Consider the following 14,569-nt stretch of genomic DNA (forward strand, 5'->3'; position numbering starts at 1 on the left):
TCATTGAGTGTCAGGGCGCGCCGTGTGTGGCCACACGGCGCGGGATCAGTCGCGCATCTGCCCGGGGGCGATGACTTCACGCGAGCCGTTGGTATTCATTGCGGTCACGACACCGGCCATTTCCATGGCTTCGATCATGCGGGCGGCGCGGTTGTAGCCGATTTTCAGTTTGCGCTGCACGGCAGAAATCGAGGCGCGGCGGCTTTCCAGTACGAACGCCACGGCTTCGTCGTAGAGAGCGTCGGTTTCAGCATCGTCGTCTCCCCCACCGCCGCCGTTCTCAAAGCCGCTGCCGGCTTCTTCGACGCCGTTGAGGATGTCGTCGTTGTACTCGGGAGCGCCGCGCAGTTTCCAGGCCTCCACCACGCGGTGCACTTCATCGTCGGAGACGAACGCACCGTGAACCCGGATCGGCAGGCTGGTGCCGGGCGGCATGTAGAGCATGTCACCATGACCCAGCAGTTGCTCGGCGCCGCCCTGGTCGATGATGGTACGCGAGTCGATCTTGCTCGAGACCTGGAACGCCATGCGTGTCGGGATGTTGGCCTTGATCAGACCGGTGATCACATCCACCGAGGGACGCTGGGTCGCCAGGATCAAGTGAATACCGGCCGCACGGGCCTTCTGGGCGATACGGGCGATCAGCTCTTCGACCTTCTTGCCGACGATCATCATCATGTCGGCGAATTCGTCGACCACCACCACGATGGTCGGCAGCTTGGTCAGTTTCGGCGCTTCGTCGTGAATGCTTTCACGCTTGTAGAGCGGGTCATCAATGGTCTCGCCGCGCTCCTGGGCTTCCTTGATCTTGGCATTGAAGCCCGACAGGTTACGCACGCCCATCTTCGCCATGAGCTTATAGCGGCGCTCCATCTCGGCGACGCTCCAGCGCAGAGCGTTGGCGGCGTCCTTCATGTCGGTGACCACCGGGCACAGCAGATGCGGGATGCCTTCGTAGATCGACAGTTCCAACATCTTCGGGTCGATCATGATCAGCTTGGCGTCGTCCGGGCCGGATTTGAACAGGATCGACAGGATCATCGCGTTCACACCCACCGACTTACCGGAACCGGTGGTACCGGCCACCAGCAGGTGCGGCATTTTCGCAAGGTCAGTGATCACCGGCTTGCCGCCGATGTCATGGCCGAGGGCCAGGGTGACCGGCGACTTGAAGTTGTCGTATTCCGGCGTCGACAGCACCTCGGAAAAGCGCACGATCTGACGGTCTTCGTTAGGAATCTCGATACCCACGGTGGTCTTGCCCGGGATCACTTCCACCACACGCACGCTGGTCACGGCCAGGGAGCGGGCCAGGTCCTTGGCCAGGTTGGCGATGCGGCTGACCTTCACGCCGGCGGCCGGCTGGATTTCGTAGCGGGTAATCACCGGGCCTGGGTGGATGGAGTCCACCGCCACTTCCACGCCGAACTCCTTGAGCTTGATTTCGAGCAGGTGACCGACGGCCGCCAGGGATTCGGGCGAATAGTTGAGTTGTTTCTTTTCGGCCGGATCGAGAATCGAGATCGGCGGCAAGGTGCCTTCGATCGCGCTGTCGATAAACAACGGTGCCTGCTTCTCTTTTTGCACACGGTGGCTGGGCTCGGGCGCCTTGACGGGCGCAGGAGCGATCACCGGCGGCACCTGTTTCTCGCGGTCCGACATGTGCTTGCTCAGCGCCTGCTCGCGTTCGATCAGGCGCTCCTTGACCTTGGCCTGCTCGCGGCGGTCCGGCGTGCTCGGGGCCACGATTTCGTTGACGCGGGTATCGACCTCGCGCAATTGCGCAACCATGCGCTTGCGCTCGACCCGAGCCGCCCACCAGCGGTTGGCGGCGCCCTGGAACAGTTCGAACAGGTCCAGGGTGATCTTTCCGGTCACGTCCATCACCTTGAACCACGACAGGTCAGTGAACACCGTGAGGCCGAACAGGAACAAGGCGATGAACATCAGGGTGCTGCCCTGGATGTTCAAGGTCCTGCGCGCCAGGTCGCCCAGGCTCTCACCCAGCGCCCCGCCCGCGCCGGCCGGCAGGCCGGTGGGTGCATGAAAATGGATATGGGCCAGCGCCGCGCCGGACAGCACCAGGAAAACCAGGCCGATCAGGCGCCAGGAGAACAGCCAGCCGCTCCACTGCCAAGGTTCATGGCGTTGACGGAAGATCTGCCAGGTCTTGATCGCCAGCAGCAACGGGAAGATGTAAGCGAAGTAACCCAGCACCATGAACAGGATATCGGCGCTGTAGGAACCGGCCGGGCCGCCGAAGTTCTGCACGTCTTCGATCTTGCTGTTGTGACTCCAGCCCGGATCGTCCTTGCCGTACGTGAGCAAGGCCATCATCAGGAACAGGCAGAGCGCGCCAATGGCGATCAGCGCACCTTCCTTGAGTCGATAATGCAGGTGCTGGCGCCAGGCCGGCACGACTGCTGCTTTAGGTGTTGCGGCGGATTTCTTCAAAACGGGTCTATTCCTGCGCTTTAGCGCGTCCATCTGTTGAATAACTGTAAATACTGCCCAATCCGAGCAGCTGAAAAATGAACGAACGTCGTTGAATCTACTTTTAACACCGAGCGGTGGCTGGATGAAACGGCGATAACGCCACAATGCCCGCATTGTACGGGTTTGTGCGCCTGATGCCACGCCCTCGCCCGTCGCCGAGCAGCACCGCCAATCCAAGTGTCACAGCATGTTCAATTTGAGCACGCATTGTCTTTGCTGACAAAGGCTTATGAGGTGTTTTTATCAATCCAGGCAAGCTTGGCAATTGGCCTGCAGGGCTCAGACCCGATTACGACCACACCTCACGCACAGAGTTGCAGAAACACCCGCTTACGCCAAACCACGCCAACGCCGGATTCGGGCTGGCCCCGCAGCGCTGCGTCGATAATAATCCCCCTTGCGCGGCAGGCGCCCGTCCTGCCACTCCCCTCCCCTACCGTAAGCCTGGATGCCATGCTGACCTGGTTGCAACGCGACTCCCTCACATTTCCGCCGCTGGCCAAGGCCATGCGCGAACCCAATGGCCTGCTGGCCGCCGGTGGCGACCTGTCGGCCGAACGGCTGATCCAGGCTTATCGCCACGGGTGCTTCCCCTGGTTCTCGGAAGGCCAGCCGATCCTCTGGTGGTCGCCGGATCCGCGCACGGTCATATTCCCTGACGAGCTGCATGTTTCCCGCAGCCTCGAAAAGCTGCTGCGCCAACAGCGCTACAGCGTGACGTTCGACCAGGACTTCGCAGCCGTCATCCAGGCCTGCGCAGCGCCTAGAGCCTACGCCGACGGCACCTGGATCACCGAAGGCATACAAAGTGCCTACCTGGCGCTGCATCAGCGCGGGATCGCGCATTCGGTAGAGGTATGGGACGACGGCAAACTGGTCGGTGGCCTGTACGGCCTGGCCATGGGCCAACTGTTCTTCGGCGAATCCATGTTCAGCCGCGCCGATAACGCTTCGAAAGTCGGCTTTGCAACACTCACCCGGCAATTGCAGGCCTGGGGTTTTGTGCTGATCGACTGCCAGATGCCCAACAACCACCTGCACAGCCTGGGCGCCCGTGCCATACCGCGCAGCGAATTTGCAGCCTTCCTGCGCAACCATCTGGATCAACCCAGCACTGGCCCGTGGGTTTCCTAGGCGACTTCCTCGCACCTGGCTTACACTTATTTCAAAGCTTATCCCGAGGGTTGATCATGACCGAGCTGGCACGCTTGAAGTTTTATGCCACTCAAGCCCACTCTTGCAGCTATCTGCCCGATGAGCAGGCCACCACGCTGTTCCTCGACCCCAGCCAGCCCATGGATGTGCATGTGTACGCCGATTTATCGGAAATGGGCTTTCGACGCAGCGGCGACCACCTGTACCGACCTCATTGCCAGAACTGCAATGCTTGCGTACCGGCGCGCATCCCGGTTGCGCAGTTTTTACCCGACCGCAATCAGAAGCGCATCCTCAAGCGCAATGCCGACCTGTCGGTAAAGGCCACCACGCCACGGTATACCGAAGAATATTTCGACCTTTACCAGCGCTACATCGAGCAACGCCACGCCGATGGCGACATGTTTCCGCCCAGCCGCGATCAATTTTCCACGTTCCTGGTGCGCGACCTGCCCTTCTCGCGCTTTTATGAATTCCGCCTGGATGGCCGCCTGCTGGCCGTGGCCGTAACCGATCTGCTGCCCAATGGCCTGTCGGCGGTCTACACCTTCTATGAGCCAGACGAAGATCGCCGCAGCCTGGGGCGCTTCGCGATCCTGTGGCAAATCGGCGAAGCCTTGCGCCTGGAACTGGAGGCGGTGTACCTCGGGTACTGGATAAAAAACTGCAAAAAGATGAATTATAAGACCCAATATCGGCCGATTGAGCTGCTGATTAATCAAAGATGGGTCACGCTTAACTAGAACCCCTTGGCGGGAACACCCTTTTTCGGGCACAATGCACGCCGCTTTTGCCTGGCGCAGTTGCACCGGGCCATTCACTGGACACCGAGGGCTTTACTGCATGTCGAAAGAAGACAGCTTCGAAATGGAAGGCACTGTCGTCGACACCCTGCCCAACACCATGTTTCGCGTGGAGTTGGAAAATGGGCACGTCGTAACCGCGCATATCTCCGGCAAGATGCGCAAGAACTACATTCGTATTCTTACCGGTGACAAAGTGCGCGTCGAGCTGACGCCCTATGACTTGAGCAAAGGGCGCATCACTTACCGCGCTCGCTAAGCTAGTCAATACAAAACGCCCGGTTATGCCGGGCGTTTTTGTTTGCATAGAGTTTTGCCGAGATCACAAAACCCATGTGGGAGGGGGCTTGCTCCCGATAACAATGGACCAGGCAACCAATCTGTTGCTGAACCACCGCTATCGGGAGCAAGCCCCCTCGCACAAGGTGCTTTTGCGCTGCTGCAGTAAACTGTCAGGCCATTTCAGCCGTGGTTTCGAACTCGAAGGTCAATTCGCCGTCCTTCAGATCGATATGCACCACGCCACCATGGTCGGACAATTCGCCGAACAGGATTTCTTCAGCCAACGGCCGCTTGATCTTGTCCTGGATCAGACGAGCCATTGGGCGAGCACCCATTGCCGCGTCGTAGCCACCTTCGGCCAGCCAATTGCGCGCCGCGTCCGTAACATCCAGCTGCACGCGCTTGTCTTCCAACTGCGCCTGAAGCTCGGTGAGGAACTTGTCCACCACACTCTTGATGACCTCATGGCTGAGGCGACCAAACTGGATAATGGTGTCCAGACGGTTGCGGAACTCCGGTGTAAAGCTCTTCTTGATCACTTCCATGGCATCGGAAGAATGATCCTGATGGCTGAAACCGATCGAAGCCCGCGCAGCCGTTTCGGCACCGGCGTTGGTGGTCATGATCACAATCACATTGCGGAAGTCCGCCTTGCGCCCGTTGTTGTCGGTCAGGGTCCCGTGATCCATGACCTGCAACAGCAGGTTGAAGACTTCCGGGTGGGCCTTCTCGATTTCGTCGAGCAGCAATACGCAATGCGGCTGCTTGGTGATCGCTTCAGTCAACAGGCCGCCCTGGTCGAAACCGACATAGCCCGGAGGCGCGCCGATCAGGCGCGACACAGTGTGACGCTCCATGTATTCGGACATGTCGAAACGCACCAGCTCAATGCCCATGGCCTTGGCCAACTGCCGCGCCGCTTCGGTCTTGCCGACGCCGGTAGGGCCGGCGAACAGGAACGAACCAACCGGCTTGTCCGGTGACTTGAGCCCCGCACGGGACAACTTGATCGCCGTGGACAACGAGTCGATGGCCGCATCCTGACCGAACACGGTCAGCTTGAGGTCGCGCTCCAGGTTACGCAGCAGCTCTTTATCGGAGCTGGTGACGTGTTTTGGTGGGATCCGTGCGATTTTCGCCACGATATCCTCAACCTGAGGCACGTCGATGCGTTTCACACGTTTCTCGACCGGCTGCAGGCGCTGGAAGGCCCCCGCTTCGTCGATCACATCGATAGCCTTGTCAGGCATGTGCCGGTCGTTGATATAGCGCGACGCCAGCTCAGCCGCCGAACGCAGCGCCTCATCGGTGTACTCGATGCCGTGGTGCGCCTCGAAGCGCCCCTTGAGGCCGCGCAGAATGCCGATGGTGTCTTCAACCGACGGCTCGGACACGTCAACTTTCTGGAAGCGGCGTGCGAGCGCGCGGTCTTTTTCGAAGATGCCGCGAAATTCCTGGAACGTCGTCGAGCCGATGCAGCGGATATCACCCGACGAAAGCAACGGCTTGAGCAGGTTGGACGCATCCATCACCCCACCGGATGCCGCACCGGCACCAATGATGGTGTGGATTTCGTCAATGAACAGGATTGCCTGCGGGCGTTTTTTCAGTTCGCCGAGCAGCGCCTTGAAACGCTTCTCGAAGTCGCCACGGTATTTGGTCCCCGCGAGCAATGCCCCCAGGTCCAGGGAGTAGACGACGCTGTTGGCCAGCAGGTCAGGCACCTGGTTATCGACGATGCGCTTGGCCAGGCCTTCGGCAATCGCGGTTTTACCCACGCCGGCCTCGCCGACCAGCAACGGGTTGTTCTTGCGACGACGCGCAAGGATCTGCGCTACACGCTCAACCTCCAGCTCACGCCCCACCAGCGGATCGATCCGCCCCTGGCGCGCCAGCTCATTGAGGTTGCTGGCATAGGCATCCAGCGGGTTGCTTGAAGAAGAAGACTCACCGCCCTCATCGTCCTGCATATCCTGCTCACCTTCGGAATGATCGCCGTGCCCAGGCACTTTGGAGATACCGTGGGCGATGTAGTTGACGACATCAATACGGGCAACGCTCTGCTGCTTGAGCAGGAACACTGCCTGGCTTTCCTGTTCGCTGAAAATCGCCACAAGCACATTGGCGCCTGTGACTTCACGCTTACCGGAGCTCTGTACATGGAAAACAGCACGCTGCAATACCCGTTGAAAGCCCAGGGTAGGCTGGGTTTCACGGTCCTCGTCATGCACGGGGATCAATGGCGTGGTGGAGTCGATAAACTCCTGCAGGTCATGCTTGAGTTTGTCGAGGTTGGCGCCGCACGCACGCAGAACGGTGGCGGCAGCTTCATTATCCAAAAGTGCCAGCAGCAGGTGCTCGACGGTCATGAACTCATGACGTTTCGAGCGAGCCTCCTTGAAGGCAAGATTGAGGGTGACTTCGAGCTCGCGGTTTAACATAGCTTCACCTCATACCCAAGTGGTCGGCGTTAACCGTCCTTCTCGATTTCACAGAGTAGCGGATGCTGGCTTTCCCTGGCGTACTGGTTGACCTGCATGGCCTTTGTCTCGGCGATGTCGCGGGTAAACACTCCACATACTGCCCGTCCTTCTGTGTGAACGGCCAGCATTACCTTGGTCGCCAACTCGCGGTTCAGGTTAAAAAACACCTCGAGCACTTCGACGACGAAATCCATCGGTGTGTAGTCATCATTAAACAAAACCACCTTGTACATGGGCGGCGCCTGTAGAGCAGGCTTGGCCTCCTGAACAGCAATGCCTGCAGAGCCGTCCTCGTCATGTTCCTGATCCGGGCGATCCTGATTGAATGTTAGTCGAATCTGGCTATTTGCATGCATGGAAAGAAAGGTTCGTCAGTGGTTCAAATACAGTGGTGGGGGCGCCCTGCCAGAATTTCAACTCTGACCGATTGGTCGCCTTGACTATCGGAAAATCGGTGATACAACCAATAGAACCCACATTGGGTAAAAAAGGTCCGCGCAGTCAACCTTATTTATTCGGGTTAGGACGGATAAACTGGATGATACTCCAGTGATGGAGTCTGGTGCAGAGGGATATGGGCATGACTAGCGGTAAGGTCAAGTGGTTCAACAATGCCAAGGGTTTCGGCTTCATCAATGAAGACGACAAGGACGGAGAAGACCTTTTTGCGCATTACTCGGCAATTAAAATGGATGGTTATAAAACACTGAAAGCGGGCCAAGCGGTGAGCTTTGACATCATTCAGGGACCGAAAGGACTGCACGCCGTGAACATCTGTGCAGTTGCGGCTGACGCCAGCACAAAAACCGCCACCCCCACCGCTCAAAAAGAAAAGAAATTAACGGTCTGAACGACCACGAGCGTGTGAGCAGCGATAAAAAACGGCCACCCCAATCAATTTGGAGTGGCCGTTTTTTTGCCTCCTCTTACATATGCGAAATCAGCGCCTCACCAAAACCCGATGACGATACGAGTGTTGCGCCATCCATCAGCCGCTCGAAGTCGTAGGTCACGGTCTTCGCCGAAATGGCGCCGTTGGTGCCCTTGATGATCAGGTCAGCGGCTTCGGTCCAGCCCATGTGACGCAGCATCATCTCTGCCGAGAGGATCAGCGAGCCTGGGTTGACCTGGTCCTTGCCCGCATACTTGGGCGCCGTACCGTGGGTCGCCTCGAACATCGCCACGGTGTCGGACAGGTTGGCCCCCGGGGCAATGCCGATACCGCCTACTTCGGCCGCCAAGGCGTCGGAGAGGTAGTCGCCGTTCAGGTTGAGCGTGGCGATCACGTCATATTCAGCCGGGCGCAACAGGATCTGCTGGAGCATGGCGTCGGCAATGGCATCCTTGACCACCACATTCTTGCCGGTCTTGGGGTTCTTGAACTGCATCCAGGGACCGCCATCCAGCAAGGTTGCGCCGAATTCTTCAGCCGCCACTTCGTAGGCCCACTCCTTGAAGGCCCCCTCAGTGAATTTCATGATGTTGCCTTTGTGCACGATGGTCAGCGAATCGCGGTCGTTATCCACCACATATTGCAGGGCCTTGCGCGCCAGGCGCCGAGTGCCTTCCCTGGAGACCGGCTTGACGCCAATGCCACAATCCTGATCGAAACGGATCTTGGTGACGCCCATTTCTTCCTTCAGGAACTTGATCACCTTGATCGCTTCCGGGGAACCGGCTTTCCACTCGATCCCCGCGTAAATGTCTTCGGAGTTTTCGCGGAAGATGGTCATGTCCACATCTCCCGGCTTCTTGACCGGGCTCGGTACACCCTCAAACCAGCGCACCGGACGCAGGCATACATAGAGGTCAAGTTGCTGACGCAGGGCCACGTTCAACGAACGGATGCCGCCACCGACCGGCGTGGTGAGCGGGCCTTTGATGGACACCACGTAATCCTTGACTGCATCCAGGGTTTCCTGGGGCAGCCAGGTGTCCTGGTCGTAGACTTGAGTTGCTTTTTCGCCGGCATAAACCTCCATCCAGGAGATTTTGCGCTTGCCGCCGTACGCCTTTTGAACAGCTGCATCGACAACCTTGATCATCACCGGGCTGATATCGACACCAATGCCGTCGCCTTCGATGTAGGGGATGATCGGGTTATCAGGAACATTGAGAGAATGGTCTGCATTGACGGTGATTTTGTCGCCGGCTGCCGGAACCTGAATCTTCTTGTATCCCATGCTGAACTCCATCTTTGGATTGAACATCTGGCTGCGTTCGAGCCTACTCCAGATAAATGACGACTGAAACCTCACGCCACGCTCATTTGCATCGAAAACAGCATATTTAGTCGCCTACAAGCTTGAAACAAAAGGCAAAATCGCCAATCTTGAGCACATCATGCAACTTAGGTCGCAACGCGGTACCTGCGACCTTTAGACCAATGGACGACACACCTTTTGTATGAAGGCTCGGCGTAAGCATAGCGACCTATGTATAATGCCGCCGCTGACCCAAGAGTCACGACAGCCGACCGCTCTGGAACAGGTGCCCTCGGCTCGCAAAGCAGGACTATTACAATAGTCCACCCGCTTGACGCTCGACTGATGCAACCCAACATCACCGCGAAGAAACCTCGACATTTCGCTCATGGATGGCTTTGAACGAACGCGCTCCACCCGGCGCATCTCGAGTTTCTGCGCACGCTTTCAGCAAAGAAGAGAGTTAATCCGAATATGCCCACCCGCTCGAAGATCATCTACACCTTCACCGACGAAGCCCCTGCCCTCGCCACCTATTCACTGCTGCCTATCGTAGAGGCCTTCACCGCTTCCGCTGATATTGCCGTGGAAACCCGCGACATCTCCCTGGCCGCGCGCATCCTGGCAAGCTTCCCCGAGCAACTGGGCACCAAGGCCGTCCCGGACCACCTCGCCGAGCTGGGCGCCCTGGCCGTTACGCCTGAAGCCAACATCATCAAGCTGCCTAACATCAGCGCCTCGACCCCGCAGCTGCAAGCCGCGATCAAGGAACTGCAGGCCCAGGGCTATGCCCTGCCGGACTACCCGGAAACCGTAACCACCGACGCGGAAAAAGAAACCCGCGCACGTTACGACAAGGTCAAGGGCAGCGCCGTGAACCCGGTCCTGCGCGAAGGCAACTCCGATCGCCGCGCACCCCTGTCGGTCAAGAACTACGCACGCAAGCACCCGCACAAAATGGGCGCCTGGGCTGCCGACTCCAAGTCCCACGTTGCGCACATGAGCAACGGCGACTTCTACGGCAGCGAAAAAGCCGTACAGATCGAGGCCGCTGACGCCGTCAAAATCGCGCTGGTTGCTCAAGACGGCACCACTACCGTCCTGAAAGAAAAGACCAATGTGCAAGCCGGCGAGATCATCGACACCGCCGTGATGAGCAAAAGCGCCCTGCGCTCGTTCATCGCCGCCGAGATCGAAGACGCCAAGAAACAAGGCGTGCTGCTGTCGGTTCACCTCAAAGCCACCATGATGAAGGTCTCCGACCCGATCATGTTCGGCCAGATCGTTGCCGAATTTTATAAAGACGCCCTGGCCAAGCACGCCACCGTGCTCGAGCAGATCGGCTTCAACCTGAACAACGGCATCGGCGACCTGTACGCCCGCATCAAGACCCTGCCGGCCGACCAGCAAGCCCAGATCGAAGCGGACATTCAGGCGGTCTACGCCGCTCGCCCTTCCCTGGCGATGGTCAACTCCGACAAAGGCATCACCAACCTGCACGTACCAAGCGACGTGATCGTCGACGCCTCGATGCCGGCCATGATCCGCGACTCCGGCAAGATGTGGGGCACCGACGGTCAACTGCACGACACCAAGGCAGTGATCCCGGATCGCTGCTACGCCACCATCTACCAGGCCGTCATCGAAGACTGCAAGGCCAATGGCGCCTTCGACCCGACCACCATGGGCAGCGTGCCAAACGTTGGCCTGATGGCGAATAAGGCCGAAGAGTACGGTTCCCACGACAAGACCTTCCAGATCAAGGCTGACGGCGTGGTTCGCGTCACCGACAGCAAGGGCAACCTGCTGATGGAACAGAAAGTCGAGGCCGGCGATATCTTCCGCATGTGCCAGACCAAAGACGCGCCGATCCAGGATTGGGTCAAGCTCGCCGTTAACCGCGCCCGTGCCAGCAATACCCCGGCAATCTTCTGGCTGGACCCCAAGCGTGCACACGACGGCGTCGTGGTCGAGAAAGTTCAGGCTTACCTGAAAGACCACAACACCGAGGGCCTGGACATCCGCATCATGTCGCCGGTCGACGCGATGAAGTTCACCCTGGAGCGTACCCGCAAGGGCCTGGACACCATCTCGGTGACCGGCAACGTACTGCGCGACTACCTGACCGACCTGTTCCCGATCATGGAACTGGGCACCAGCGCCAAGATGCTGTCGATCGTGCCGCTGATGAATGGCGGCGGCCTGTTCGAAACCGGCGCCGGAGGCTCGGCACCAAAACACGTACAGCAACTGCTGGAAGAAAACTTCCTGCGTTGGGACTCCCTGGGCGAATTCCTGGCCCTGGCCGCCTCGCTTGAGCATTTGGGTGTGACCTACAACAACCCGAAAGCCCTGGTATTGTCCAAGACCCTGGACCAGGCCACCGGCCAGTTCCTCGACAACAACAAGTCGCCATCACGCAAAGTCGGCAACATCGACAACCGTGGCAGCCACTTCTACCTGGCGCTGTACTGGGCACAAGCCCTGGCCGCCCAGACCGAAGATGCTGCACTGCAAGCGCAGTTCGGCGAACTGGCAAAAACCCTGACCGAGAACGAAGCAACCATCGTTGCCGAGCTCAACGCAGTACAGGGCAAGCCAGTGGATATCGGCGGCTACTACGCGCCGAACCCGGAACTGACCAGCAAAGCCATGCGCCCAAGCAACACCCTCAACGCGGCGATTGCCAAGTTGAAGTAAGGTTGTAAGGATGCAAAGAAGCCCCGGCCCCGTGCCGGGGTTTCTGTTTCCAGCGTTTAACTGAAGAAACACAATCTCTGTGTGGGAGGGGGCTTGCTCCCGATGGCGGAGTATCAGTCAACAGACTCATTGACTGACCTACCGCCATCGGGAGCAAGCCCCCACCCACTCTGAATCGAGAGGCCTCCCATGACCTGGCAACCCCACATCACCGTCGCCACCATCGTCGAAGACAACGGCCGCTTCCTCATGGTCGAAGAGCTCAAAGGCGGCCGCGCCGTACTCAACCAGCCCGCCGGCCACCTCGACCCGCATGAGAGCCTGACCGAGGCCGCCGTCCGCGAAACCCTCGAAGAAACCGGCTGGGACGTCGAAGCCACCGGTATTGTCGGGATCTACCTGTATACCGCCCCCAGCAATGGCGTGACCTATCAACGAGTCTGCTTCATCGCCAAGGCACTCAAACATCACCCGGACTATTCACTCGACGATGGCATCATCCGCGCCCGCTGGCTGACCCGCGACGAGCTGATGGCCTTGCGCGACGACTGGCGCAGCGAGTTGATCATCCGCTGCATCGATGATTATCTGGCCGGACAGCGCCACAGTCTCGAATTGATCCGCCCTTCCCTTTAGCCTTGCGCGCGCTAGCCTGTTAGAATCGCGTCCTTTTTCAAGACACCCGTTGAAACCCTATGCGTGATTCAGCCCCTTCTGACACACCAAAGAAGCGCGTCATCGTCGGCATGTCCGGCGGCGTGGACTCTTCCGTTTCCGCCGTTCTGCTCATGGAGCAGGGTTATGAGGTGGAAGGCCTGTTCATGAAGAACTGGGAAGAAGACGATGGCACGGAATATTGCACCGCCATGGACGACCTGGCGGACGCCCAGGCCGTGTGCGACAAGATCGGCATCAAGCTGCACACCGCCAACTTCGCCGCCGAGTACTGGGACAACGTGTTCGAGCACTTCCTGGCCGAATACAAGGCCGGCCGCACGCCGAACCCGGACATCCTGTGCAACCGTGAAATCAAGTTCAAGGCGTTCCTCGACTACGCCATGATGCTCGGCGCCGACCTAATCGCCACTGGCCACTACGTGCGCCGCCGCGACATCGATGGCCGCACCGAACTGCTCAAGGGCCTGGACCCGAACAAGGACCAGAGCTACTTCCTGCACGCCGTCGGCGGCGAACAGATCGCCAAGACCCTGTTCCCGGTGGGCGAGCTGGAAAAACCAGAAGTGCGCAAGATCGCCGAGAAACACGGCCTGGCCACTGCCAAGAAGAAGGACTCCACCGGCATCTGCTTTATTGGCGAGCGCCGCTTCAGCGACTTCCTCAAGCAATACCTGCCCGCGCAACCGGGCGAGATCAAGACCACCGACGGTGAAGTGATCGGCCGCCACCACGGCCTGATGTACCACACCATCGGCCAGCGCCAGGGCCTGGGCATCGGCGGGCTGAAAGATGCCGGGGAAGAGCCGTGGTACGTGCTGGTCAAGGACCTGGAACACAACGAACTGATCGTTGGCCAGGGCAATGAGCACCCGCTGCTGTTCTCCGGCGCCTTGCTGGCCTCCGAGATCTACTGGGTCAACCCGATCGACCTGAGCACCCCGCGCCGCCTGACGGCCAAGGTGCGCTATCGCCAGAGCGACCAGCCCTGCACCCTGGAAAAAACCGCCAACGGCTATCGCGCCATCTTCGATGACCCGCAGCGCGCAGTCACTCCCGGCCAGTCCGTCGTCTTCTATGACGGTGAAATCTGCCTGGGCGGTGGTGTGATTGAAGTCGCCGAAGCCTGGAGCAGCCCGGCATGAGCCCGACCCAGGAGCAATTGACGGCACTGGGCGGGGTTTTTCTCGCCGCGGTACTGGTGGACAAGATCGCCAAGACCGGCCAGGTCACCGAGGCAGGGCTGACCTGCATGCTTGGCAGCCTGCTGATCCGCGACCCCAAGGATACCCTGGAGGTCTACGGCGGCGATGACCTGGCGCTGCGTGAAGGTTATCGCGCACTGATCGGCGCCCTGGAACGCGACCCCAGTACCCTGCAACGCGAACCGCTGCGCTACGCCCTGTCGATGCTGGGCCTGGAGCGCCAGTTGGCCAAGCGCGACGACATGCTGGAAACCATCGGCAAACGCTTGCCGCAGATCCAGTCCCAGGTGGAACACTTCGGCCCGGCCCACGAAAACGTGATCGCGGCCTGTGGCGCGCTGTACCAGGACACCTTGAGCACATTGCGCCAGCGCATCCAGGTGCACGGCGACATGCGCAACCTGCAGCAACCGAACAACGCCTCGAAGATCCGCGCCCTGCTCCTGGCCGGTATTCGTTCGGCGCGGCTGTGGCGCCAATTGGGCGGTCATCGTTGGCAATTGGTGATCAGCCGGCGCAAATTGCTCAAAGAGCTTTACCCGTTGATGCGCAACGAATAAGTCGCA

12 protein-coding genes are annotated in these 14,569 nt (G+C 59.3%); 8 read left to right on the forward strand and 4 right to left on the reverse strand.

All coding sequences use genetic code 11. The features are described from left to right. Positions 1-45: 45 nt before the first annotated feature. Positions 46-2,454: a DNA translocase FtsK gene (locus DK870_RS21730; protein WP_161549654.1), complete on the reverse strand. Its 2,409-nt coding sequence runs from the start codon at positions 2,452-2,454 to the stop codon at positions 46-48. A gap of 495 nt (positions 2,455-2,949) precedes the next feature. Here DK870_RS21730 and aat point away from each other — a divergent pair, with 495 nt between their 5' ends. The 3 genes from aat (at position 2,950) to infA (ending at position 4,713) form a co-directional block, all read left to right on the forward strand. Next, positions 2,950-3,630 carry a leucyl/phenylalanyl-tRNA--protein transferase gene (aat, locus tag DK870_RS21735; protein ID WP_161549655.1) on the forward strand — a complete coding sequence of 227 codons (681 nt, stop codon included), beginning with the start codon at positions 2,950-2,952 and terminating at the stop codon, positions 3,628-3,630. A 56-nt stretch (positions 3,631-3,686) separates the two neighbouring features. Further along, positions 3,687-4,394, forward strand: a complete 708-nt coding sequence (locus DK870_RS21740; RefSeq protein WP_060755654.1) for an arginyltransferase — start codon at positions 3,687-3,689, stop codon at positions 4,392-4,394. A gap of 100 nt (positions 4,395-4,494) precedes the next feature. After that, the gene (gene infA, locus DK870_RS21745; RefSeq protein WP_002553999.1) at positions 4,495-4,713 is read left to right on the forward strand and encodes a translation initiation factor IF-1; all 219 of its coding nucleotides are present in this window, start codon (positions 4,495-4,497) and stop codon (positions 4,711-4,713) included. A 193-nt stretch (positions 4,714-4,906) separates the two neighbouring features. Here the strand turns inward: infA and clpA are convergent, their stop codons facing one another. Together clpA and clpS are read right to left on the reverse strand one after the other, a co-directional pair. Beyond that, positions 4,907-7,177, reverse strand: coding sequence for an ATP-dependent Clp protease ATP-binding subunit ClpA (clpA, locus tag DK870_RS21750; RefSeq protein WP_060755655.1), 2,271 nt, complete (start codon positions 7,175-7,177; stop codon positions 4,907-4,909). A gap of 29 nt (positions 7,178-7,206) precedes the next feature. Beyond that, a complete protein-coding gene (clpS, locus tag DK870_RS21755) occupies positions 7,207-7,575 on the reverse strand; it encodes an ATP-dependent Clp protease adapter ClpS (protein WP_060755656.1) in 369 nt (122 codons plus the stop codon). A 224-nt stretch (positions 7,576-7,799) separates the two neighbouring features. On the opposite strand from clpS, the gene cspD reads away from it, so the two are divergent. Then, positions 7,800-8,069, forward strand: a complete 270-nt coding sequence (gene cspD / locus DK870_RS21760) for a cold shock domain-containing protein CspD (protein ID WP_145977759.1) — start codon at positions 7,800-7,802, stop codon at positions 8,067-8,069. A 76-nt stretch (positions 8,070-8,145) separates the two neighbouring features. On the opposite strand, the gene icd is transcribed toward cspD, so the two are convergent. Beyond that, positions 8,146-9,402 (reverse strand): NADP-dependent isocitrate dehydrogenase, encoded by a 1,257-nt coding sequence (gene icd, locus DK870_RS21765; RefSeq protein WP_161549656.1) that lies wholly within the window; start codon positions 9,400-9,402, stop codon positions 8,146-8,148. Between the two features lie 495 nt (positions 9,403-9,897). Between icd and DK870_RS21770 the strand changes: the two genes are divergently transcribed. The 4 genes from DK870_RS21770 (at position 9,898) to hflD (ending at position 14,563) form a co-directional block, all read left to right on the forward strand. Beyond that, a complete protein-coding gene (locus tag DK870_RS21770; RefSeq protein ID WP_161549657.1) occupies positions 9,898-12,123 on the forward strand; it encodes an NADP-dependent isocitrate dehydrogenase in 2,226 nt (741 codons plus the stop codon). A 189-nt stretch (positions 12,124-12,312) separates the two neighbouring features. Beyond that, a complete protein-coding gene (locus DK870_RS21775; RefSeq protein WP_060755659.1) occupies positions 12,313-12,759 on the forward strand; it encodes an NUDIX hydrolase in 447 nt (148 codons plus the stop codon). Between the two features lie 59 nt (positions 12,760-12,818). Next, positions 12,819-13,943, forward strand: coding sequence for a tRNA 2-thiouridine(34) synthase MnmA (mnmA, locus tag DK870_RS21780; protein ID WP_161549658.1), 1,125 nt, complete (start codon positions 12,819-12,821; stop codon positions 13,941-13,943). Further along, positions 13,940-14,563: a high frequency lysogenization protein HflD gene (hflD, locus tag DK870_RS21785; protein ID WP_046068637.1), complete on the forward strand. Its 624-nt coding sequence runs from the start codon at positions 13,940-13,942 to the stop codon at positions 14,561-14,563. The genes mnmA and hflD overlap by 4 nt, the downstream gene beginning before the upstream one ends. Positions 14,564-14,569 lie beyond the last annotated feature (6 nt).

This window comes from Pseudomonas sp. Q1, assembly GCF_009935975.1.
Taxonomy (GTDB): Bacteria; Pseudomonadota; Gammaproteobacteria; order Pseudomonadales; family Pseudomonadaceae; genus Aquipseudomonas; species Aquipseudomonas palleroniana.